Genomic DNA, 20,922 nt, shown 5'->3' on the forward strand with positions numbered 1-20,922 from the left:
GGAGCAGGATGGAACTGTCATGGCAAATATAAAAACTGTCATGCCCCCTTTTCCCCACCTTCAACCAGAAAAGAGCTGCCTGTTACGCTATCATGCGTAGGGCAGCTCTTTTTACATTCAATGAATCATGCGGTAAACGCCGACAACTTTCCCAAGGATGGTGACATTGTCAACTATGATCGGATCCATGGAAGGGTTCTCCGGTTGAAGGCGGAAATAATCTTTCTCTTTAAAGAACCGTTTGACTGTAGCTTCGTCTTCGTCCGTCATGGCTACGACGATTTCACCGTTCTGGGCTGTTTGCTGTTGCTTGACGACGACGTGGTCCCCGTTCAGGATCCCTGCGTCAATCATACTTTCACCGACAATCTCCAGCATGAACAGGTTATCTTCGCTTGTGCCGAATGATTCAGGGAGAGGGAAATACTCCTCGATGTTTTCCACGGCGGTGATCGGTAGGCCTGCTGTAACTTTCCCGACTAACGGAACGTGAAGCACCCCTGGTTTCATCGCATCGAGCCCTTCCGGATCAAGCACTTCAATTGCACGCGGTTTCGTAGGGTCCCGACGGATATACCCTTTGCTTTCCAATCTCGCCAGATGGCCATGGACGGTAGAACTGGATGCAAGTCCGACCGCTTCCCCGATTTCACGGACAGACGGTGGGTAACCTTTCGCTTTGACTTCATCTTTAATGAAAGTCAAAATATCCTCTTGCCTTTTTGAAATCTTCTTCATATCATTCACCTCTCAACTAACAATCTAGTAAATTATAGGTTTTCTTAATTTCAAGTATAACAGGTGTTCGGCTAATAAGCAAACGCAGGTTCGAAAAAAGAGGTTGACACGTACGAGTGTATGTTCGTATAATGGGAACAAGTATTCCGAACCTATATTCGTGCAGGAGGATTCTAAACATGGCTTTCATTAAAAATAACTCTTATATCATTCTTATTTTTGCTGTTTGTATCGGTGCGACATTGGCGGGGACGTATAAAATGGCGAAAGAGCAGTCTTATGCGGAGATCACCATTACGGAAGGCGACACGCTTTGGGGGCTTTCATCCGTATATTCAACCGAGGATATGCCGAGGGACAAGTGGATACGGGAAGTGATCGCGATGAATGATCTTTCGGATCACATGATTATGGAAGGCGATACGCTGCGCCTGCCTGTCGGAGAAGTGGACTTGCCCCATATAGGAAAACATCAGATGGCGGGGATCGGACAATGAGCCGGGACGTGAAAACATGCGTTATTTATTGCCGTGTCAGCACGGAAAAAGATACACAGGAAATGTCGTTGAGCCGGCAGAAAGAGGAGTTGGAGACGCTCGCAGGACAGCTAGGCTTCCAAACGAAAGAGACGTTTGTCGACAAGCATAGCGGGTATGATATCGAGAGAGAAGGCTTGCTGCAACTCCTCGACTATGTGCGTGATGAAGGGATCGATGCCGTCCTTGTCCAGGATGAGACGAGGCTGGGCCGGGGGAATGCGCGGATGGCCATCCTGCACTTGCTGGCTAAGACGGATACCTCCATATATTCGCATCATGACAACGGCCCTATCGCCCTCAATGAAATGGATACGATGCTTCTGGAGATTTTGGCGATTGTCGAAGAGTACCAGCGCAAGCTCCATAACGCAAAGATCCGACGAGGGATGCAACGCGCCGTCCGGGAAGGGTATCGACCGGAACGGAATTTGAAGAACAGGGGCAATGCGGAAGGGCGGGAAAGAATCGAGGTCCCGATTGGCGAAATTGTGGCATTGCGTGAAAAAGGGCTGACATATGAAGAGATAACAGGCGTTTTGAAAGGATTGGGCCATGACATCAGCAAGGCGACGGTCCATCGACGATATAAAGAGTATGAGCTTGGTCGCGAAGGCTAATTGATTGCACTTTCCGCCTAATTTGTATACGTTTCTCTTAAGCTCATATTTGGATGGAGGAACAGCCATGCTTTCAGAAGAAAAAATCAAACGAATCAATGAATTATCTAAAAAATCGAAGACAACGGGGCTTTCAATCGAAGAAGCGAAAGAACAGACCCAATTGCGGAAAGAGTATTTGGAAACCTTCCGTTCCACTATGAGGGACACCATTGAACATGTGAAAGTGATCGATCCCGAGGGCAATGACGTGACACCAGAAAAAGTGAAACGCGTCCGTGACGGCAAATATCTCAATTGACATGCGAAAGTATTTTGTCAATTGTATTTATGCTGCCCTTTGTCTAAAATGGAAGGTGTAGAAAATAGATGGAACGGGAAAGGATGTACTTTGCATGACCCAACAGATTGACCAATTAGCAATTGATACGATACGGACGCTTTCGATTGATGCGATCGAGAAGGCGAACTCCGGGCACCCCGGCTTGCCGATGGGTGCGGCTCCAATGGCCTATACACTATGGACGAAACATATGCACCATAACCCTTCAAACCCGGACTGGTTCAACCGCGACCGGTTTGTCCTATCCGCAGGGCATGGGTCTATGTTGCTCTATAGTTTGCTTCATCTTGCCGGCTACGGCCTTCCTATGGAAGAAATCAAGAACTTCCGCCAGTGGGGTTCCAAAACCCCAGGTCACCCGGAATACGGGCACACTGTCGGAGTGGAAGCGACAACGGGCCCGCTTGGACAAGGGATCGGCATGGCTGTCGGGATGGCTATGGCGGAAAAACACCTGGCTGCAACCTATAACCAACCCGGATTCGATATCGTCGACCATTATACGTACGCCCTCTGCGGAGATGGCGACTTGATGGAAGGCGTTGCGTCGGAAGCCATTTCACTGGCGGGTCATCTCCAGCTTGATAAATTGATCGTCCTTTATGACAGCAACGATATTTCACTCGATGGGGATCTCCAAATGGCGTTTTCGGAAAATATCCAGAAACGTTTTGAATCATACGGGTGGAATTATTTACGCGTGGAAGACGGCAATAATGTCGGATTGATTTCCAAAGCGATTGAAGATGCGAAGAAGAATTCCGGCGGGCCGACGATCATCGAAGTGAAGACGGTCATCGGGTACGGATCGCCGAACCGGGCCGGCAAAGCCGATGCACACGGCATGCCGCTTGGGGAAGATGAGATGAAATTGACGAAGGAATATTACAAATGGACCTTCGAAGAGGACTTCCATGTTCCGGACGGCGTCTATGAAACATTCCAGGAAGCCGCCGAGAAGCTGGGTGTGCAGAAGGAGCAGCAGTGGAACGAATTATTCGAGCAATACGAGACGAAGCACGCAGAACTCGCACAGCAATTGAAGGATGCGATTGCCGGGAAGCTGCCGGAAGGCTTTGAACAATCCCTTCCTTCCTACGAAGCGGGTACATCGCATGCGACACGGTCTTCCTCCGGGGATGCCATCAATGCAATCGCCGAAGTGCTCCCATCCTTCTTTGGTGGAAGCGCAGACCTTGCCGGGTCGAATAAAACGACGATCAAAGGTGCTGGAGATTTTCTCCCTGGCGATTACGCTGGTCGGAATATCTGGTTCGGTGTCCGTGAATTCGCAATGGGCGCTGCTCTGAACGGAATGGCTCTCCACGGAGGTCTTCATGTTTTCGGCGGTACGTTCTTCGTCTTCAGTGACTACGTCCGTCCGGCCATCCGTCTATCCGCTCTGATGGGTGTGCCGGTGACGTATGTGTTCACTCATGACAGCGTGGCGGTCGGGGAAGATGGTCCGACTCATGAGCCGATTGAGCACTTGGCCTCCTTGCGGGCTATGCCGGGATTATCCGTAATCCGTCCGGCGGATGCGAACGAGACAATTGCCGCGTGGAATGTAGCTGTCACTTCGGAAAACCGTCCGACCGTCCTCGTGCTGTCGCGTCAAAACCTGAAAGTCCTTCCGACTACAGCGGATTATGCGATGGATGGCGTGCAAAAAGGCGCTTATGTCGTATCTCCCGCTACGAAGGAACAGGCGGATGCTATCCTGATTGCAACTGGCTCCGAAGTGAATCTTGCCGTATCCGCTCAGGAACAACTCCGGGAAGAAGGAATCGATGCTTCAGTCGTTTCCATGCCGTCTTGGGATCTGTTCGAGCAGCAGGATGAAGCCTATAAGCAATCGATCCTTCCGAAAGAAGTGAAGGCTCGCCTGGCGATTGAAATGGGTTCCTCCCTCGGCTGGCATAAGTATACAGGCGATGCCGGTGATGTCTTGGCCATCGACACGTTCGGTGCGAGTGCGCCAGGTAATACTGTCATCCGGGAGTATGGATTTACCGAAGAGAATGTCGTCGCCAAAGTAAAATCATTGATTCAACGCTGACCCAAAGTTACAAGAAGGAACCCGCCTTGACTGGCGGATCCTAGGAATTCAATAATTGGTTGAAGACTCTTCGACAGATCTCGACATAGTCGGTTCCGTCGGGAGAGCTCTGTTAGAAGTGTCATGGGCTGTTCTGTATACCCGGGAATTTGGTTTACGGAACAGCCTTTTTATTCCTTTGTCGATTGTCGAACATTTCCGACAATAATAGAGTCATTCCTTTCCGCAAACTGACAACCTTTTCATGCAGCATCGTGTAAGCTTCAAATAGGAGGTGGATGTCATGAGATCGTACGGCATTTACAGAGTGAAAGAAAGGTATCAATCGTATATTATCGGACGAGAACGGCAATTGTATGATCTTCTGAAAAAAGATGGACGGCGGGCAGTGGATCAACAGCAGATCCATTACTTGTGCGAACACTTGGAAGAGGAGTTGATTGACAGCGCTATCATTTCCAATTTGGAAAGGGGATTTACGACAATGGAGCAGATGGACGGCGCATATCGCCTGACCCATCCGGTGAAAGGGTCGATTTCCATTACCTTGTCGTCTCATGCCCTTCATGTGAATTGCGATGGATCCCGGATGCTCGATTTGGATCTGTTCGTGGCGTTGTCCGCATCAGATGACCGTTTCTTCGCTATTATGGATGATCGTCGGGAATGGGGCTGGCTGAAGCCGGTCAAGACCGCAGATTTTGGTTTCGGGGGCGAAACGGTATCCTTATGAATAATTGTATAGAAGACCTACAAGAAGAGGCCACCGGTACGCAACCAAGCGGAGGAGGCTCTTTTTTTATTTGGCTATGTTAAAGTTTATTGTTGATATAAGGTAAAAAATTAGAACTTCCATTTTTCTGGAAGTTCTATTAAATAATAATGTTTTATTCAACTAAAGCACCCGTTACCTCAATAAGCAACTTCTTTTAGTTCCTTGGAAGAACCCCATTAGTAATCTTTTGCAATACTTTGTTTAAAATGCCTACACATAAATATAACGCTATAAGAACGATTACAATAAAAACTACATATTTAAGGATTATATTTGAAATTTGACCCGCCAGCCAATTACCGCCGTAGTATATTAAAATAAAGGCTAAAAATATTGCAATAAGATAGGAAATTCCTACACCAATAATCTGAAGTTTTGTGAACTGCTTTAAAATTTCTCTGTTTTTACGAATATTATAAATTACTATTACGATAAACAACGTTGTCATTAGAATACTTTTCAAATATAATCCCCCCTTACCATCAGACCGTAACATATATGTTAATTTCTTCTTTCAAAAACGCACTCCATAGTTAAATAAAGGTTATTGTTTACAATCACACTCATATTCCTTCAATTGATATTCTTTGTATAATCTTAATTGTTTAAAATCACTTGTATCTGACTCATAAACTTTTATTAAGGGGGTAACATCCACTTTTGCAAACTCCCTTACTTGCTTATCTATATCAATATTCATTCATATCTTCATACAGATCGTTATGTTGGCAAACATCATACGTTACTGCGATATAATACCTCGTCATCATACCACCCATATCTACATAGTAGCTTTAATCACGCTTCTTTAGCTTTTGCACCCTATAGTTCAACAAAGATTATTGATTACATCCACACTCATATTCCTTAAATTTATATTCTTTGTACAATCTTAATTGTTTAAAGTCAATTGTATCTGACTCATAAACCTTTATTATGGGGGCAACATCCACTCTTGCAAATTCCCTTACTTACTTATCTATATCAATAGATAAATCTAAAGGATATTCATTCATATCTTCATACAGATTGTTATGTTCGCAAACATCATACGTTACTGCGATATAATACCGTGTCATCATACCACCCCATATCTACATAATAGCTTTATTAACCCTACTTTATCGCACCCGTTAGTTGAAGAATAATTCTTCACAAAGTATATATATATTTAGTCTTGCTAAAAAATGGTAGTAATCTTAACTTTATTTCGCTTAAATAAATCCACTAAACTTATTCCATCTATTTTGAAATTTACTATATCTTTATGACGTTCTCCAAAATACTCACTTATTCTTGTTTGACCTGTCCACATAGCCCTTCCTTGCGAAGAATTAGAAATAAAATATTCTTTTTCCTGATAAACAAATTCAATTTCTCTACCTTGTTCCAAATAAAACAAAAGGTGCTCATAACTAATACTTTCACCAGATGGAACATCATCAAAATTATTAGTATGATTATTCATACCAAGACATCCTTTCTCAATGCCACTTGTTACACTAAACTGCCCCGTTAGTTGAATAAGAAACACTGTTTAAACAGCAAATTTAGTTAACCTAATTGTATCATAAGTTTCTGAATTCTGTACTAAATTCCCTCTGATTATCAAATCATTCATTGTTACTTCATTTCTTTGATGTTGGATACTTTCTAAGACCTGAAACCAAGCAAGGTAATTGTTTAAATACTTGGTCGCAACACCATTAAATCGTTGTATCCAACCTTTTAGTCTTCTATGATAATTATTCACGTTCTGGATGTGGTAAAGCCCCTTTGTACGAATTTTACCATCGGACTTGAATTGGTAAATATCCATTCCCTTTTCAGCAGCATATGTTTTAAATGCACGCCAAGAATCCGTGCATAGTATATTTTCATTTGAAAGCTTATGCCCGATGGCTTTATCTAACTGTACTTTCGTTAATCTACCCATACCTAATATCTGCGAAATAGTGGTCTTGTCACGGTCTCTTGCAACTAATACACACACTTGTTCATTACTTATGCCACGTTTCTTTGCTGAACCACCACGTTTGCGAGGTTTTCTACCTTTAATTTTTCTTTGTCCTTTTTCTGAGTACAAGAAATAGGTCTCGTCCATTTCAACGATACCTTCAAAATTTGGTATTTCCATTTGCTTTAACGATGATAATAGTTTGTGCCTCCAATAAAATAAAGTGACGTGAGTAATGTTGCCGATTAAGTTAGCAGACTTCCGAAGAGAATAACCTTCAATCATACACTCAATAAATTTAATCCACTGGTTAAGGTGACGAGTTCGATAGAGAACTGTATTTGTGAGGTCGGTAAATGTCTTTTTACAAGCCTTACAGCGATAGCGTTGCTTTTTAACTTCTTCACCATCAACGATTGTTGTATATTTACCGAAGCGAACAATATGTTCTGATGTACAATCAGGACATTCATACCCATTCTTATTCTTACGTTCAGATATTTCGTGAAGAACGGTTCCAGTCGAACTTGATGCTCTTAGTGCATCAATTAAATATTCACGCAATCTGTGCTTCTCTGCGGGATTTAATTTTTGAATGGCTTTAAGGATTTCAGTCGCTCTCACAATCATCACCAACCCTAATGTAGTTAGTTCAATTATAGAACATTTGTTCTTTAAAATCAATTATCAACAACTAACTTTAACAGAGCCTTTTATTTAAATGAATCTGCCTCTCGCCTATTTGTTCCAGCGGTAAGATGATTGTCCCGATCCGCTCCAACATTTGCAATCTGGTCATTGCCATTCGTGCCGGATATGGGGTATAATCCTTCATGGTAGCGTATATGCGAATTGCTGAAGTGAAGGAGGTATAGCGGATGAATCCAGTATGGTGGATCCTATTGATCATCGTCGCGCTAATTGGTGGTGTGGCTCTCGGATTTTTCATTGCCCGTCGATATATGATGAAATATTTGGAAGAGAACCCGCCAATCAATGAAGAGATGTTACGGATGATGATGATGCAGATGGGCCAAAAGCCTTCACAGAAGAAGATCAATCAAATGATGAATCAGATGAACAAAATCAGCAATAAAAAATAAAGGAATCCCGTTCTGCCGTCTAGGTGAGATAGTTCAGTGAAAAGCACACCCTTTCGGGGGGTGATGGATATGGATTCTCAACGAACCGCTTTTTCTGTAGGATGTTTTGCAGGAGAGGTGGTTTTTTGCTGGGGTGAGATAGGGAGAAAGGGGATGCTGTCATGCGAAAGTATATCGGGGAATTGGCGCTGCTCGTGACGGCCATCATTTGGGGGAGCGGTTTTGTGGCGAGCGCGGTGGCGTTGGAGCATTATACCCCTTATCAAATCCTGGCGGCCCGATTTTTCATTGGCGCCCTCTTGTTAGGTGTAGTGTTTGCTAAGAAATTAAAGGGAATCCGAAAAAGCACTTTGTTGAAAGGGGCCGCTCTTGGATTTTTCCTCTACGTGGCGTTCGCGCTTCAAACGGTCGGCTTGCAATATACGACGCCGTCGAAAAATGCCTTCCTCACGGCTGTCAATGTGGTCATCGTCCCGTTTCTCGGTTGGTTGATCTATAAGCGGAAAATTGACTGGTATGAACTGTCCGGGGCTGTGTTGGCCTTGATCGGAGTCGCTTTGCTTTCTTTGCAATTCTCGGCTGAGGTCAATGTCGGGGATGTGCTGACGCTCTTTTGTGCCGTCGGGTTCGCATTCCATATCTTTTTCACGGCGCGGTTTGTCAAAGAGGAAGATCCTGTCTTGTTGACACTCCTCCAAATGGCGGCTGCATCGGTGATCGGCTTCGTTGTCGTCCTTTTCCGTGGGGAGACAGGCTTTTCCATGGATCCGAACGGAACTTTGCCGTTGTTGTATTTGGCGGTCTTCTCGACGACGATCGCGTTCTTATTGCAGACGATCGCTCAAAAGTTTATATCCGATACGAAGGCGGCAATCATCCTGGCCACCGAGTCGTTTTGGGGAATGGTGTTTTCCGTCATCCTCCTTAGCGAAGTGCTGACGCTTAAAATGCTCCTTGGCGCGTGCTTCATCTTGACCGCCATTATGTTGTCCGAAACGAAGCCGGGATTTTTGAAAAAGAAACAGATAGAGAAAAGTACTTAATACATAATAAAAGTGGGGAAATTGGAAAGGTGGTTCCAAATGTCAATTGATAACTGTACATGGTTTACCGTCGCTCTTTTATATGAATCGGTCCATGAAGGGCAGCCGACGCGTGTGGATGCGGATTATAATGCGACGACGAAAACCTATGAAGAGAGCCATATTTTAGTGAAAGCCTCTTCGGCGGAGGAAGCTTGCGTTCTGGGCGAGCAACTCGGGAAGGACAATGAGCAGTCCTATGAGAACCAATACGGGGAAACCGTCCATTGGATACTTGTCAAAGTGTTGGACTGCTTTGAACTGCTGGATGACGATATCGGGATGGGGATGGAGGTCTACTCACGCTTCCTTGTGACGACGAAAGATCAAAGCACAGAAGAAGTCTTGGATCGCTTTTTCCAAGAGTGAAATGAAAAAACGCTGTTGGCACTTGGTCAACAGCGTTTTTCATATGGAGAAAATCCGAATTGATCTAAAAACGTGCGCACCGTCTCTTCATAGGCTTCCGGATTATCATTAAATGATTTGGCATGTGCCCCTTTTTCGAACAGTTTCAGCATCTTATCGCCTTGTTTCAACTCGTAGAGCTCTTCAGACATGGCCGGAAGGATGAAATCATCTTCCAGGCTATGAATGAAAAGGGCGGGTTTCGTCATATTTCCGATCACTTCCCTAGGCGAGACGAGCTTCGACGTATAGCCATCGCGGACACGCAAGAACAGGTTTGCAATCCGCAGGGCCATCGTCGTCCGAATCGGTGTGTTCTGACGTAAAATATGTAGGATCTGCTCCGAAAAATCCGAGAAAGGGCAATCCAACACGTGGAAGTCCGCTTCGTCTTCAAACGTCCCTGCGTACAAAATCGTAGTGGCAGCACCCATCGATTCACCGTGGATGCCAAGCAGGGCGTCCGGCCCGATCCGTTTCCGCACCGCATGGACTATCGCCTGCAAATCGATCTTTTCGTAGAAGCCGAAACTTGTCGTCTTTCCGCCGGAATCTCCATGCCGCCGATGGTCGTAGACGATGGAATTAAACCCAAGCCGCTCAAAGAGCCGGGCATATTTCATGGAATTGATCTTATTCTCGGTGACGCCGTGGCAAATAATGACGGTCCGATCTGTATCGAGCGGTTTCAAATAGACCGCCCGCAGCCGGTAGCCGATCGGTGAATCGATCCATAATTCCTCTTTTCGGACGGTTTCATACCATTTTTCGTCGAACCGCTTCGCCAACGTTTCCCTCTTTAAAATCACTTCTTGGTCCTTCATTTTAATGAACATCAACCGATTCGTCGCGACAATGCCGAACAAGGTCGCGATGGCAGCAAACACGCCTGAAATGACGCCGCTTATATAAAGGATGCGCCGTTTCAATCAATTCAACCTCCTATAGCTGGTCGTTGACAAACAATCTGTACATCCCGGTTTCGATCGGGCGCGAAACATGCGGTGCGATGAGCGCTACCGCTTCACAGACCTGTTTCACATCGACGCCCGTCTCGATGCCGAGCGTATCGAGCAGATGGACGACATCTTCCGTCGCGACATTGCCCGTGGCTCCCGGTGCGAAAGGACAGCCCCCGAGTCCACCCGCAGACATATCGAACCGGTCGACGCCTGCTTGCAACGCCGCATAAATATTAGCAATGGCCATTTTCCGCGTATCGTGGAAATGGGCCGTAATGAGAACGTTAGGCAACTCCTCTTTCAATCGTGAAAACAGCGCAAAACTTTCCCGCGGATTCGCCTTGCCGATCGTGTCTGCCACGCTGAGCTCGTCTGCCCCCATCGAGACGAACCGTTTGCAGAGCGACACGACATCCTCTATATCCATCTTTCCCTCATATGGACAATAAAACGCAGTGGAAATGCAGGCGCGCACAAAAATATTATCCTGTTTCAATTTCGCGATGACCGGTTCCAGCGCATCCAGCGCTTCCTCGGTCGAACGATTGATATTCTTTTTGTTGAATGAATTGCTCACCCCTACGAAAACAGCGACGCTTTGCGCATCCGCCTCCAACGCGAGTTCCGCGCCTTTAGCATTCGGCGCCAAGACGAACTGCCGGCCGACACGCGGTGTTTCCGCAACAATCTCTTTGGCGTCCGCCATTTGCGGCACCCATTTCGGGGATACAAATGAAGTGAGCTCCATTTCCTGGATGCCTGCTTGCTGCAGCGCCTTGATGAATCCCAGTTTTTCCTGTGTTTCGACAAATTTCTTCTCGTTTTGTAGACCATCCCGAGGTCCCACCTCGATAATTGTCACATTGTTTGGTAAAATGAACATACCATCCCTCCTCAATTCTATTGTACTGAAGGGATGCTAGTAGAATCAATGGATTCATCCAAAATAAGGGGGAAAAGAAAGTGTCAACAGAAGTGGTTATCGTCAGTGCGGTCAGATCGCCGATCGGGTCGTTCCTCGGCTCGTTAAAAGATGTATCTGCACCTGAACTTGGGGCAATTGTGATTAAAGAAGCGTTAACGCGTGCAGGAGTGGCACCGGAACAAGTCGATGAAGTCATAATGGGGAATGTACTTCAAGCGGGCCTCGGCCAGAATCCGGCGCGGCAAGCGTCCATGAAAGCGGGACTTCCGGAAACGGTCCCATCCATGACGATCAATAAAGTGTGTGGATCCGGATTGAAAGCCGTCCATTTAGCGAGACAGGCCATCGTGGCAGGAGATGCGGACATCGTCGTGGCGGGCGGGATGGAGAACATGAGCCAGGCGCCATACTTGGTGAAAAATGCGCGGGATGGCTTCAAGATGGGGGATCAGAAAGTCATCGACAGTATGATTACTGACGGATTATGGTGTGCATTCAATGATTATCATATGGGAATCACAGCGGAAAATCTATGCGATCGCTACTCGATTTCGCGTGAGGAACAGGATGAGTTCGCTGCGCGTTCGCAAGCGAATGCGGCAGCTGCCATCGAGGCAGGCCGTTTCAAAGACGAAATTGTGCCGATCGAAATTCCGCAGCGGAAAGGCGAGCCCATCATTTTTGATACAGATGAGTATGTGAAAGCGAGTTCGACCGCTGCGAAGCTTGGCAAACTGCGTCCTGCATTCAAGAAGGATGGCAGTGTTACAGCCGGCAACGCTTCCGGCATCAATGACGGAGCCGCTGCATTTGTCATCATGTCCAAAGTGAAAGCGGACGAGCTTGGCCTGACGCCGCTTGCGACAATTGCAGCGAACGCGGGAGCAGGCGTCGATCCGTCCGTCATGGGAATCGGCCCGGTCCAAGCCGTGAAAAACGTATTGGCGAAGGCGGCTATGGAGTTGGCGGACATCGAGCTTGTGGAAGCGAACGAAGCGTTTGCGGCCCAGTCGCTCGCAGTCGACCGTGAACTCGGTTTCGATCACTCGAAATTGAATGTCAACGGAGGCGCCATTGCGCTCGGTCACCCGATCGGGGCAAGCGGTGCACGGATTTTGGTGACACTGCTTTATGAGATGAAGCGCCGTGACGCCAAAACGGGCCTTGCCACGCTGTGCATCGGCGGAGGCCAAGGAGTCGCAACGATTGTAAAACGCCCATGAAGGTAGGCAGGTGAAGAAAAGAAATGGCGAAGAAACGAAAACAAGCCGCCACTCCCAACAAGCGTGTCGATAGCGGGGAACTCACGTTATCGGACGCGCTCAACGAGGATATGCTCGCCAAGCTGAAAGCGGCGAAGCAGGAACTCTCCGCAGCCGAACAAGCAAAAGAGGAGGAGCGCCAAGCCCGCCTCTTGCAGGAACGGAAAGAACGGGAGAAGAATAAAAGTTTCGCGGAGTTGCTCGATGAATACGGAGAGCACGGATCGAAATATTGATCGGATTTGCACTGGCCTTGCGCCGGTGCTTTTTTTGTGAGGAAAGTGAGACGGCGCTTACCATCAGCAAGCCAGTTGCAATGGCTGGTTCTGGAACATTTCGGTAATCAAGTCGTTATGTTATAGAGGGAGGGTTGCTCTTTGGATACCTGTTGTGTTATTAATCCTGCTATATAGGTATCGAAGGAAAGGGGCGAATTGGACTGCACCTTTTGCCTTTATCTTATGTTTATCGCTTGGTGTCGGTGCTTTCGGTCAATTGTGGCTGCATGAAGCAGAATCCCGTTTCACGATGGACAAATGGGCAGCAGAGCCTAGGGAACGCGTTTGGATGGTAGATGATATGCTGTCGCAACATGATTTGATTGGAATGGATGTGTTATCGATAGAAAGAATCCTTGGTAAAGAATCGGACATGTCTTATTTTGAAGCGCCTGGACAATTGGTGTATTATCTTGGTAATGAGCGTGGGCTCATTTCGATTGATAGCGAGTGGCTTGTCATCAATCTGGATGAAAAAGAAATCGCAACAGATGTACGAATCATGCGTGATTGACTTCTCACTGAAGCAGTCAAGAAAAAACGCCGGTCCGCTACGAGGCGGGCCAGCGTTTGTTTCATTTCTGGGCCAATTGCTGTTGGGCGAGCTTAATCATTTCTTTGACCATATTGCCGCCGATCAGTCCGCCGATTTTGCCGGCTTGTTCTGCGGTTAGTTTTCCGTTATAGCCGCGGGTTAAGGGGATCCCCAGTTCCTTGGCGATTTCAAATTTGGCGCCGTCCGGGTCGTCGACTTGATACCCTTTTTCCTGCACGACGTCCTGTTTCAATTGATTCAACGCTGGACGGGCTTCTGGCACTAAGATGCGGTTATTTTTAGCCATTTTCATTCCTCCTTTGTTGTTATCGGGATTCAGTACTTGGGAAATAGTAGACAATGGAATCGTACTGCATGCTTTCAATTTGAGATGGAGTTCCAGGAGTTTAATCGGGCACTTTGCCTAGTGTCAAAGCCATAATTGGATACAATTTTGTTGTTGTTTCGTAATTATTTCAGATTAAAAAAAGAAGTGAATTAGGGTAAAGGGTAATGATGAATTGTTTTGCGAGATAGGGAATGGATGAGTTCGCCTCTCTAATTGAAAGAATGAGCGATTTATTATATACTAAAAATTAGTATCATAGAACTAGTTTTAATTAAAGTAGATATGATCAATAGTCTAGTCTTTTTGAATTAAAGGGAGGGTTCTTTATGAATCAAAATATCCTTTTTCGTAATAATGTAAACATCACGGGCAAAGGGACAAAGACGATGATATTTGCGCCGGGATTCGGATGTGATCAGAATATGTGGAGGTTGGTGGCCCCGTTTTTCGAAGAACACTTTCGTGTCATCCTTTTCTTGTCGCCCGTTATGGGGGAGAAGAATTCGCAATGATTCTTCCGAACACCGATCAAACAGAGGCCATGAAAATAGCCGAGAGAATCCGTTCCCATGTCGAAAAAGCCAATTGGGGGACGCCGCCTATCACGATCAGTATAGGGGTGGCGACGGGTATGTCAGGCGATAGCGGAAATGTTTTGCAATCAAAAGCGGATCGCGCCCTTTATGCGTCCAAAGAACGGGGCCGCAATCGGGTCACCCATGCCGGCGAGTTGTTATGATCGTCGTGATGGTGGGGATCGAAGTAGATGTCTCAAGTTCTTATTAAAACAAGTTTTTATAGTAGTACCTATATCTTTACTCATAACTCTATTTCTGACCTTTCAAGAGAAAGAGATTAAGGAGGAATTTATGAATAAAGAACCCAAAATGACTATTGTCGAAAGAACAGTTGAGGAACGAAGAGTTGAAGTAAATATAGACGACAAGTTTGAAATTGATCATGATCAATTAGCTTTTGAAACAAATAAAGAGGGAAAGTTTATATCATAACCAATAATGTGCAAAAAGAAGAAAAAAGAATAATGTATTCAATAATTGAGGAAGAAATTTCACCAATTATGATGGAGATTAATGGTGAAAAAACCAGGTATTATATATTTACCGTTCCAAAACAAGGCGAGGCCAAGGTAGATTTTACTTTATCGGGGTTGCCAAACGGGAAGCACATTGTGTATATATATTCCAATTAGAATAATGCACAATTCAAAACGTATACCCATTAAATAAAAGAATTATCTCCAAACATTTCAGCTTGTATAAGTGCTTTCATTTTTTAGGGTAAGCGTACTTTGAAGCGCAAAATAGTACTTCAAACGGATGCAATTTACTGATCAAAGCAACACATGTAGCCTTGATAAAGTTCAATAAAAAATAAAAAATTTACACATAGAAAAAGCATGGTCCCGCGGAACCATGCTTTTTCTTACCCCTGAAATACCGGGGAGCACCGGAAAATTTGATAGTTTTCCATAATACAAACTGTTCTTTCTGACGATCTTGTAACGCCCGCCAGTGCAGTTTGTTCGATCTGACCCGTATGCCGTTTCGGCGAGGACGCCAATCTTCCTATCCTAACGGTGCCAGTCTCCCAGTAGCACTTCCACAAAAAACTTCACCTCTACTGCTCGGTTCACGAGTGGTTGAAACGGATGACTCTCCGTTCTGTACGAGTGTCCCTGTCGCCAGCAAAGCAAATTTTCCGCCAAGGCTGTGCATTTCTACGCCGGAACGTCGTGCAGGTTGCTCGTCTGCGCCGCTGTCCCGTCGGTCGTTCTGCCTTGTATTGTTATATTACCCGCCTCACCGTTTCATAAACCTTTCTTTTAAAAATGTTTTCAATTGTTTTCTAATGGTCCACGATACCCAACTTTTCATGTATAGTAGAGAAAGAATATCTAAGATTAGTTGGCCAACCTGTGCCTGATTGCTTGTTTTGGGTGGATTGGCCGCAAAAGCTCAGCTTTGAAAGGAAGTCCTGTTGTGTGAGGAAACTATTTTCGAAAACGACGATTGCTCTGTTGCTCCTCATTTTTTTCTGGGGGGCGAGCTGGTCTGTCTATAAAATGGCGTTGCCTTATACACCGCCTCTATTGTTTGCGGGAATGCGCGCGTTGATTGGCGGTTTATTGCTGGCTGCTTTCATGTTTGCCAAAAGAAGTGAAATTCAGTGGAGGAGACACTGGAAAAAGTACATCATTTCCGCCATTTTTAATTCCATCCTCTTTTTTGGATTGCAGACGATCGGTCTTATCTATTTACCGGGGGGCTTGTTCTCGGTGCTAGTCTATTTCCAGCCGGTGCTGCTTGGAATTTTCGCGTGGTTGTGGCTTGGGGAATATATGGCGCCCGTGAAGATTCTCGGATTGTTCGTCGGTTTCATCGGTATTATCATCGTCAGCCTTGATGGACTGCATGTGCACATCTCGGTTATCGGTGTCGTTCTCGGTCTGTTGACGGCACTCTGTTGGGCGCTCGGAACGGTGTATGTCAAGAAAGTGAGCCGGGAAATCAATGCGTTTTGGATGGTCGCGATGCAAAGTATAATCGGCGGCTCTGTGTTACTCAGTGTGGGTTCCATTACGGAAAGCTGGTCTGCCATTGAGTGGAATATCCCTGTTTTTGCGGGTATCGGATATGGCGCAACGTTCGGCATCCCGATTTCCTATGTAATCTATTACACATTGGTCAATGCGGGCGAGGCAAGCAAGGTCGGTTCGTTCACCTTTCTCGTTCCAATCATTGCCGTTTTCATCGGCACGGTGTTCTTTGGAGAACCGTTGACGTTTACGCTGCTCATTGGCTTGGCACTTGTCGGATTGAGCATTTATTTTGTGAATTATAATGGGAGGCCGAGAGAACTTCCCGTACATAAGGAGAACGTATGAACAATAAAAACAAAACGGTCGTCCGTTCAATGGAGATTTTAAATTTATTCATCGATCATGCGGAGTTGACTTTCCAGGAAATCATTGAGATCTCGGGCATTCCGAAAACGTCAGTGTACCGCATGTTGCAGTCGTTAGAGGAGATGGGTCTGTTGGAAAAAGGAGCCGATGCGAAATATCGGCTCGGGCTACTGTTCTTGAAGTTCGGGCATTTGGTGTTGGCGCGTCTGGATATCCGGAAAATTGCGTATCCGATCATGGAAGCGCTCCATAAAGAAGTGAAAGAGGCCATCAACCTCATCGTGCGGGAAGGGGAAGAGGCGATTTATATCGAGAAGATCGATATGTACCAAAAAGTCCGGCTCTATACGGCAATCGGCCGGCGGAGCCCGCTGTATGCGGGAGCGTGTTCCCGTGTCATTCTGTCACACTTGCCGGAGGATGAAATCGACTCGTATTTGGAGCAGGTGGAGCTGAAACCTTTTGCATTGGGCACGATCACCGATAAGACCGTATTAGCGGAATCGATTCGCCTAGCGAGGAGCGAAGGGTATACGGTTAGCCATTCGGAGCTCGAGAATCATACATCGGCCATCGCTGCACCGATTTTCAACCACAAAAAGCAGGTCATTGCGGGCATCAGCATCGCCGGCATCGAAGCAAATTACCAAAATGGCCAAGTTGAAATTCTGCGGGATAAAGTGATCGAGGCGGCAAAAGAGATTTCTGAACGGTTGGGGTACGAGGAATGAAAAAATAGGGATTTTTGAAATCAGCCTAATCGATGGCTGTTAAATAAGAGGTAGAAACAAGCTTGGTGATTTGTAATGAATTTTATAAATATCAACAGGCATGATTACATTGTTTAATTTCATAAAGGATTATTCAACAATCTATATAGAATCCCGCCGAAAGCTGACAGAACCAGCTTTCGGCGGGATTTTCTTTTGCACTTAAAAGCTGAACTCGCTTCTCAACCGTCTATATCTTTTTTTTAGCGTGATAATGATTTAAAAAAATTTCACAATATTGTCGGGCAGTCACTCTTAAGATCAAAATATATGCCTACACGCCCCATGAGTAATGCGATAGAGCGTCAAGTAACAGTCAAAGGACCTCTCTTGAAAGATGAAAAAGTTAAAGGAAACCAGGCAGTGCAGGTATCTGTTGAACTCTTTCAAAAAGCTAGATCGAGGGCTGTATCTGGCGAAATACGAATCAATGATCCTGCTGGAAACATACATCTTGAGACGCCAGGTAGAAACCCTGCGGGACAAAGTGATTGGGACCGCACAAAAAATATCGGAACGGTTAGGATATACAGCTGAATAATTGTGAAAATGAAAAGCAGACGGAGAATCGACCTCCGTCTGCTTATTTTAATTTCAAATCAATCCCGATTTTTATATCTTTCAGAATCCGTTCGTTGAATTGCAGTTGCAGTTCAGCTTCTTCCAGTGAAACTTCTTCGAACTGGATAGTAGCGTTCGGTTGCAGTTGGGCGAGTGTCGGCAAGTCGGCAGTGATGACTTGGGCGATTTTCGGGTAGCCGCCGGTCGTTTGGCGGTCCGCCATAAGGATGATCGGCTGGCCGTTCGACGGGATTTGGACGGTGCCGTACGTGACGCCCTCTGACAGCAGTTCGAATTTCTGTTCCAATGAAAGTGCGGTGCCCGTGAACCGGAAGCCCATCCGGTCAGCATCGGTCGTCAGTGTGTACTGTTCCTCGTAAAGCCTTTGTCGGCTGGCTGTGTCGAAGCGTGCGAATTCGGTGCCCCGGACTACCCGGATGCGCTCTTTCCTGCCGAACCGGAGCAATTCATCATACCGACGGACGGACCATTTTGCCGGTTCCCGTTCGAGCTGTTCGAGAATGGTTTGATTGCGTTCGGAAAAGGAAGTGCCGATGGCGAGCCGGTCTCCTTTTTTCAAAGCTCTTCCCTGAAATCCTCCGATGCCCGCTTTCAAGTATGTGCTTTTGCTTCCCATCACTGCAGGCACGTCAAATCCTCCAGCTACCGCTACATAGGCACGGCTTCCTTGCCGCGCCGCTTTGAATTTAAGAATCGACCCTTTCCGGATCAGCAGTGGACGCCATGTCGGGGCCGGTTCGCTATCGATTAATGCGGTCAGGTCGGCTCCTGTGATGGCGACAACGGTGTCCCTTTCGAATTGCAGACTCGTCCCGAACATCGTCACTTCGAGTGCCCCTTCGTTTTCCGGGTTGCCTACAAGCCAATTGGCAATCCGCAATGAGTATGGATCCATCGCGCCACTGGCGATGACGCCGAATTGCTGGTAGCCATATCTCCCTTTATCTTGGATTGTTGCCAAAGCACCTGGGTGCAGAACGTGGATCGTCATCGTTTCCCCTCCTTTATTTCGTTGTATTCGACAGGGGAGATCGGGGCGAATCGGATTATATCTCCTGCTTGCAAGAGGGTCGGGGGTGTCTGTTCAGGCAAGAACAGATCGATTGGCGTGCGCCCGATAATTTGCCATCCGCCGGGTGTTTCGAGCGGATAGATGCCGGTCTGTTTGCCGGCAATCCCGACCGATCCCGGATGGATGGCCATGCGCGGCGATTCCTTCCGTGGGGTGGCGATCCGTTCGTCCATCCCGCCCATGAACGGAAATCCCGGGGCGAAACCGATCATATAGACGAGGTATTCATTCTCCGAATGGATTTGGATCACTTCGTCTGTCGTCAAGCCGTTCGCCTCAGCGACATGCGCCAGATCGGGGCCGTATTCGCCGCCATATAGGACGGGGATGGTGACGGTCCGTCCCTTGCCGGCAGCTTGTTCTTCAGACTGTTGCAACAATTTTTGTATGTAAGCGCTCACCTTTTGGAATGAAGTACCAGGCTCGAGACTCAGTGAACGGAGAACCTGTGTAGGGTCATAATACACAGTGATATTATTATAGGCCGGGACGCATTCGATCCATCCTTCAAAGGGATGTTCGGTCAGAAGGTGCAGTAAGTTTTTCACTTTTTCATGTATAGCTGGAGCAATGCCCTCGCCTAGTTGGACGAACAAAGCCGAGTCGCCTAACGGCTGGATCAATGGATAGTTTTGCATAGTAACAACTCCTGTTGTTTCGAAATTCGGTACAGTTGTTCTAGAATTTGGACCTTGTATTCATTATAAAGAGAAAATGGCAAAAAACAAGATAAAATGAATGGATTCATTCTACCAAAAAAATTATCTATTCAAGAAAAAGAAACTGTGTTAAGATAAACTTGCAAATTTCAAAACTAGAGTTTCGAATTACGGAACTTTATTGCTGTAAACGCTTTCGACAGAAAATAAGTTGGAGGGGATTGCATGTATCGTGTTGATTTGAACTGTGATTTGGGAGAAAGCTTTGGCCGTTATCAGCTCGGGGAGCAGAAAGATATTCTGCAATACGTCACATCGGCGAATGTCGCATGCGGTTTCCATGCCGGTGATCCAACGGTCATGCGGGAAACTGTGAAGCTCGCAATCGACAACGGTGTGAAAATCGGTGCGCATCCCGGTTTGCCGGATCTGAACGGCTTCGGACGCCGGGATATGAAGATTACACCGCAGGAAGGGTACGACATGGTCGTCTACCAGGTCGGTGCTTTGCAAGGGGTTTTGGCTACATTCAAGGAACCGATGCAGCATGTGAAGCCGCATGGTGCTCTGTATAATATGGCGGCCCGCGATCGGAATCTCGCGGAAGCGATTGCACAGGCCGTGTATGATGTAGATCCATCGCTGGTCCTATTCGGTTTGGCCTCAAGCGAATTGGCGAAAGCGGGGGAGAAAATCGGGTTGCGTACCGCCCACGAAGTATTTGCGGATCGCACATACCAATCCGATGGCTCGCTGACGTCACGATTGCAAGGGGATGCACTGATTACGGACACGGAGAAAGCGGCGGCGCAAGTCGTGCGGATGGTGACGGAAGGGAAAGTGACGTCCCAGCAAGGAACTGACGTGGCATTGCAAGCGGATACAATTTGCATCCACGGGGACGGGGCGCATGCGCTCGAGTTTGCCAAATATGTAAAAGATCAATTAGAAAAGAACAGCATCCAGGTCGCTGCTTTTTGA

General features: G+C 46.5%; 27 protein-coding genes. 17 read left to right on the forward strand and 10 right to left on the reverse strand.

Features of this window, described 5'->3' with window-relative positions; genetic code table 11:
- Window positions 1-117: 117 nt before the first annotated feature.
- Window positions 118-738 carry a transcriptional repressor LexA gene (gene lexA / locus OXB_RS10815; RefSeq protein ID WP_041074212.1) on the reverse strand — a complete coding sequence of 207 codons (621 nt, stop codon included), beginning with the start codon at window positions 736-738 and terminating at the stop codon, window positions 118-120.
- A gap of 179 nt (window positions 739-917) precedes the next feature.
- Between lexA and yneA the strand changes: the two genes are divergently transcribed.
- The 5 genes from yneA to sirA all read left to right on the forward strand — a co-directional run bounded on the left by yneA (window position 918) and on the right by sirA (window position 5,029).
- A complete protein-coding gene (gene yneA, locus OXB_RS10820; RefSeq protein ID WP_041074214.1) occupies window positions 918-1,235 on the forward strand; it encodes a cell division suppressor protein YneA in 318 nt (105 codons plus the stop codon).
- Window positions 1,232-1,894: a YneB family resolvase-like protein gene (locus OXB_RS10825; RefSeq protein ID WP_041074216.1), complete on the forward strand. Its 663-nt coding sequence runs from the start codon at window positions 1,232-1,234 to the stop codon at window positions 1,892-1,894. The genes yneA and OXB_RS10825 overlap by 4 nt, the downstream gene beginning before the upstream one ends.
- Before the next feature lie 67 nt (window positions 1,895-1,961).
- Window positions 1,962-2,195 (forward strand): DUF896 domain-containing protein, encoded by a 234-nt coding sequence (locus OXB_RS10830; RefSeq protein WP_041074218.1) that lies wholly within the window; start codon window positions 1,962-1,964, stop codon window positions 2,193-2,195.
- A 94-nt stretch (window positions 2,196-2,289) separates the two neighbouring features.
- Window positions 2,290-4,296 (forward strand): transketolase, encoded by a 2,007-nt coding sequence (tkt, locus tag OXB_RS10835; RefSeq protein ID WP_041074220.1) that lies wholly within the window; start codon window positions 2,290-2,292, stop codon window positions 4,294-4,296.
- A 283-nt stretch (window positions 4,297-4,579) separates the two neighbouring features.
- The gene (gene sirA / locus OXB_RS10840) at window positions 4,580-5,029 is read left to right on the forward strand and encodes a sporulation inhibitor of replication protein SirA (protein ID WP_052483981.1); all 450 of its coding nucleotides are present in this window, start codon (window positions 4,580-4,582) and stop codon (window positions 5,027-5,029) included.
- Window positions 5,030-5,225: 196 nt separating this feature from the next.
- On the opposite strand, the gene OXB_RS10845 is transcribed toward sirA, so the two are convergent.
- From OXB_RS10845 to OXB_RS10860, 4 genes are all read right to left on the reverse strand, one after another.
- Window positions 5,226-5,534, reverse strand: a complete 309-nt coding sequence (locus OXB_RS10845) for a hypothetical protein (RefSeq protein WP_041074223.1) — start codon at window positions 5,532-5,534, stop codon at window positions 5,226-5,228.
- A gap of 81 nt (window positions 5,535-5,615) precedes the next feature.
- A complete protein-coding gene (locus OXB_RS10850; protein WP_231860311.1) occupies window positions 5,616-5,771 on the reverse strand; it encodes a hypothetical protein in 156 nt (51 codons plus the stop codon).
- Window positions 5,772-6,251: 480 nt separating this feature from the next.
- The gene (locus tag OXB_RS10855; protein WP_041074225.1) at window positions 6,252-6,539 is read right to left on the reverse strand and encodes a hypothetical protein; all 288 of its coding nucleotides are present in this window, start codon (window positions 6,537-6,539) and stop codon (window positions 6,252-6,254) included.
- Window positions 6,540-6,608: 69 nt separating this feature from the next.
- Window positions 6,609-7,652: an IS1595-like element ISBsp6 family transposase gene (locus OXB_RS10860; RefSeq protein WP_076611814.1), complete on the reverse strand. Its 1,044-nt coding sequence runs from the start codon at window positions 7,650-7,652 to the stop codon at window positions 6,609-6,611.
- Window positions 7,653-7,906: 254 nt separating this feature from the next.
- Here OXB_RS10860 and OXB_RS10865 point away from each other — a divergent pair, with 254 nt between their 5' ends.
- The 3 genes from OXB_RS10865 to OXB_RS10875 all read left to right on the forward strand — a co-directional run bounded on the left by OXB_RS10865 (window position 7,907) and on the right by OXB_RS10875 (window position 9,582).
- Complete coding sequence (locus OXB_RS10865) at window positions 7,907-8,131, forward strand: YneF family protein (RefSeq protein ID WP_041074227.1); 225 nt, start codon at window positions 7,907-7,909, stop codon at window positions 8,129-8,131.
- Between the two features lie 161 nt (window positions 8,132-8,292).
- The gene (locus OXB_RS10870) at window positions 8,293-9,174 is read left to right on the forward strand and encodes a DMT family transporter (protein WP_041074228.1); all 882 of its coding nucleotides are present in this window, start codon (window positions 8,293-8,295) and stop codon (window positions 9,172-9,174) included.
- Window positions 9,175-9,213: 39 nt separating this feature from the next.
- The gene (locus OXB_RS10875) at window positions 9,214-9,582 is read left to right on the forward strand and encodes a DUF4288 domain-containing protein (RefSeq protein ID WP_041074230.1); all 369 of its coding nucleotides are present in this window, start codon (window positions 9,214-9,216) and stop codon (window positions 9,580-9,582) included.
- A 26-nt stretch (window positions 9,583-9,608) separates the two neighbouring features.
- On the opposite strand, the gene OXB_RS10880 is transcribed toward OXB_RS10875, so the two are convergent.
- The gene (locus OXB_RS10880) at window positions 9,609-10,550 is read right to left on the reverse strand and encodes an alpha/beta hydrolase (RefSeq protein ID WP_041074233.1); all 942 of its coding nucleotides are present in this window, start codon (window positions 10,548-10,550) and stop codon (window positions 9,609-9,611) included.
- Window positions 10,551-10,563: 13 nt separating this feature from the next.
- The gene (locus OXB_RS10885) at window positions 10,564-11,466 is read right to left on the reverse strand and encodes a hydroxymethylglutaryl-CoA lyase (protein WP_041074235.1); all 903 of its coding nucleotides are present in this window, start codon (window positions 11,464-11,466) and stop codon (window positions 10,564-10,566) included.
- An 80-nt stretch (window positions 11,467-11,546) separates the two neighbouring features.
- Here OXB_RS10885 and OXB_RS10890 point away from each other — a divergent pair, with 80 nt between their 5' ends.
- The 3 genes from OXB_RS10890 to OXB_RS10900 all read left to right on the forward strand — a co-directional run bounded on the left by OXB_RS10890 (window position 11,547) and on the right by OXB_RS10900 (window position 13,562).
- On the forward strand, window positions 11,547-12,731 hold the full coding sequence (locus OXB_RS10890; RefSeq protein WP_041074237.1) for an acetyl-CoA C-acetyltransferase: 1,185 nt from the start codon (window positions 11,547-11,549) through the stop codon (window positions 12,729-12,731).
- Between the two features lie 23 nt (window positions 12,732-12,754).
- A complete protein-coding gene (locus OXB_RS10895) occupies window positions 12,755-13,006 on the forward strand; it encodes a YqkE family protein (RefSeq protein WP_041074239.1) in 252 nt (83 codons plus the stop codon).
- 154 nt (window positions 13,007-13,160) lie between these two features.
- A complete protein-coding gene (locus OXB_RS10900; protein ID WP_052483982.1) occupies window positions 13,161-13,562 on the forward strand; it encodes a hypothetical protein in 402 nt (133 codons plus the stop codon).
- A gap of 61 nt (window positions 13,563-13,623) precedes the next feature.
- On the opposite strand, the gene OXB_RS10905 is transcribed toward OXB_RS10900, so the two are convergent.
- Window positions 13,624-13,890 (reverse strand): alpha/beta-type small acid-soluble spore protein, encoded by a 267-nt coding sequence (locus OXB_RS10905; RefSeq protein ID WP_041074241.1) that lies wholly within the window; start codon window positions 13,888-13,890, stop codon window positions 13,624-13,626.
- A 368-nt stretch (window positions 13,891-14,258) separates the two neighbouring features.
- On the opposite strand from OXB_RS10905, the gene OXB_RS10910 reads away from it, so the two are divergent.
- The 5 genes from OXB_RS10910 (at window position 14,259) to OXB_RS10930 (ending at window position 17,589) form a co-directional block, all read left to right on the forward strand.
- The gene (locus OXB_RS10910) at window positions 14,259-14,444 is read left to right on the forward strand and encodes an alpha/beta fold hydrolase (RefSeq protein WP_041074244.1); all 186 of its coding nucleotides are present in this window, start codon (window positions 14,259-14,261) and stop codon (window positions 14,442-14,444) included.
- Window positions 14,441-14,671: a diguanylate cyclase gene (locus OXB_RS10915; RefSeq protein ID WP_041074246.1), complete on the forward strand. Its 231-nt coding sequence runs from the start codon at window positions 14,441-14,443 to the stop codon at window positions 14,669-14,671. The genes OXB_RS10910 and OXB_RS10915 overlap by 4 nt, the downstream gene beginning before the upstream one ends.
- Window positions 14,672-14,801: 130 nt before the next feature.
- On the forward strand, window positions 14,802-14,942 hold the full coding sequence (locus OXB_RS18860) for a hypothetical protein (RefSeq protein ID WP_158333675.1): 141 nt from the start codon (window positions 14,802-14,804) through the stop codon (window positions 14,940-14,942).
- 992 nt (window positions 14,943-15,934) lie between these two features.
- Entirely contained in the window at window positions 15,935-16,837 is a 903-nt protein-coding gene (locus OXB_RS10925; RefSeq protein WP_041074250.1) for a DMT family transporter, read from the forward strand.
- Window positions 16,834-17,589 (forward strand): IclR family transcriptional regulator, encoded by a 756-nt coding sequence (locus OXB_RS10930; RefSeq protein WP_041074252.1) that lies wholly within the window; start codon window positions 16,834-16,836, stop codon window positions 17,587-17,589. Before OXB_RS10925 ends, OXB_RS10930 begins: the two co-directional genes overlap by 4 nt.
- A 622-nt stretch (window positions 17,590-18,211) precedes the next feature.
- Here OXB_RS10930 and OXB_RS10935 read toward each other — a convergent pair.
- Together OXB_RS10935 and pxpB are read right to left on the reverse strand one after the other, a co-directional pair.
- On the reverse strand, window positions 18,212-19,201 hold the full coding sequence (locus tag OXB_RS10935) for a biotin-dependent carboxyltransferase family protein (RefSeq protein ID WP_041074254.1): 990 nt from the start codon (window positions 19,199-19,201) through the stop codon (window positions 18,212-18,214).
- Entirely contained in the window at window positions 19,198-19,920 is a 723-nt protein-coding gene (pxpB, locus tag OXB_RS10940) for a 5-oxoprolinase subunit PxpB (RefSeq protein ID WP_041074256.1), read from the reverse strand. Before pxpB ends, OXB_RS10935 begins: the two co-directional genes overlap by 4 nt.
- A gap of 246 nt (window positions 19,921-20,166) precedes the next feature.
- Between pxpB and OXB_RS10945 the strand changes: the two genes are divergently transcribed.
- Window positions 20,167-20,922: a LamB/YcsF family protein gene (locus tag OXB_RS10945; RefSeq protein ID WP_041074258.1), complete on the forward strand. Its 756-nt coding sequence runs from the start codon at window positions 20,167-20,169 to the stop codon at window positions 20,920-20,922.

The organism is Bacillus sp. OxB-1 (assembly GCF_000829195.1).
Taxonomy (GTDB): Bacteria; Bacillota; Bacilli; order Bacillales_A; family Planococcaceae; genus Sporosarcina.

Bases quoted from the DNA above. Each gene is read 5' to 3' on its own strand.
- lexA (WP_041074212.1), bottom strand. From the start codon at position 738: ATGAAGAAGATTTCAAAAAGGCAAGAGGATATTTTGACTTTCATTAAA.
- yneA (WP_041074214.1), top strand. From the start codon at position 918: ATGGCTTTCATTAAAAATAACTCTTATATCATTCTTATTTTTGCTGTT.
- OXB_RS10825 (WP_041074216.1), top strand. From the start codon at position 1,232: ATGAGCCGGGACGTGAAAACATGCGTTATTTATTGCCGTGTCAGCACG.
- OXB_RS10830 (WP_041074218.1), top strand. From the start codon at position 1,962: ATGCTTTCAGAAGAAAAAATCAAACGAATCAATGAATTATCTAAAAAA.
- tkt (WP_041074220.1), top strand. From the start codon at position 2,290: ATGACCCAACAGATTGACCAATTAGCAATTGATACGATACGGACGCTT.
- sirA (WP_052483981.1), top strand. From the start codon at position 4,580: ATGAGATCGTACGGCATTTACAGAGTGAAAGAAAGGTATCAATCGTAT.
- OXB_RS10850 (WP_231860311.1), bottom strand. From the start codon at position 5,771: ATGAATATTGATATAGATAAGCAAGTAAGGGAGTTTGCAAAAGTGGAT.
- OXB_RS10855 (WP_041074225.1), bottom strand. From the start codon at position 6,539: ATGAATAATCATACTAATAATTTTGATGATGTTCCATCTGGTGAAAGT.
- OXB_RS10865 (WP_041074227.1), top strand. From the start codon at position 7,907: ATGAATCCAGTATGGTGGATCCTATTGATCATCGTCGCGCTAATTGGT.
- OXB_RS10870 (WP_041074228.1), top strand. From the start codon at position 8,293: ATGCGAAAGTATATCGGGGAATTGGCGCTGCTCGTGACGGCCATCATT.
- OXB_RS10875 (WP_041074230.1), top strand. From the start codon at position 9,214: ATGTCAATTGATAACTGTACATGGTTTACCGTCGCTCTTTTATATGAA.
- OXB_RS10885 (WP_041074235.1), bottom strand. From the start codon at position 11,466: ATGTTCATTTTACCAAACAATGTGACAATTATCGAGGTGGGACCTCGG.
- OXB_RS10895 (WP_041074239.1), top strand. From the start codon at position 12,755: ATGGCGAAGAAACGAAAACAAGCCGCCACTCCCAACAAGCGTGTCGAT.
- OXB_RS10905 (WP_041074241.1), bottom strand. From the start codon at position 13,890: ATGGCTAAAAATAACCGCATCTTAGTGCCAGAAGCCCGTCCAGCGTTG.
- OXB_RS10910 (WP_041074244.1), top strand. From the start codon at position 14,259: ATGAATCAAAATATCCTTTTTCGTAATAATGTAAACATCACGGGCAAA.
- OXB_RS10915 (WP_041074246.1), top strand. From the start codon at position 14,441: ATGATTCTTCCGAACACCGATCAAACAGAGGCCATGAAAATAGCCGAG.
- OXB_RS18860 (WP_158333675.1), top strand. From the start codon at position 14,802: ATGAATAAAGAACCCAAAATGACTATTGTCGAAAGAACAGTTGAGGAA.
- OXB_RS10930 (WP_041074252.1), top strand. From the start codon at position 16,834: ATGAACAATAAAAACAAAACGGTCGTCCGTTCAATGGAGATTTTAAAT.
- OXB_RS10935 (WP_041074254.1), bottom strand. From the start codon at position 19,201: ATGACGATCCACGTTCTGCACCCAGGTGCTTTGGCAACAATCCAAGAT.
- pxpB (WP_041074256.1), bottom strand. From the start codon at position 19,920: ATGCAAAACTATCCATTGATCCAGCCGTTAGGCGACTCGGCTTTGTTC.
- OXB_RS10945 (WP_041074258.1), top strand. From the start codon at position 20,167: ATGTATCGTGTTGATTTGAACTGTGATTTGGGAGAAAGCTTTGGCCGT.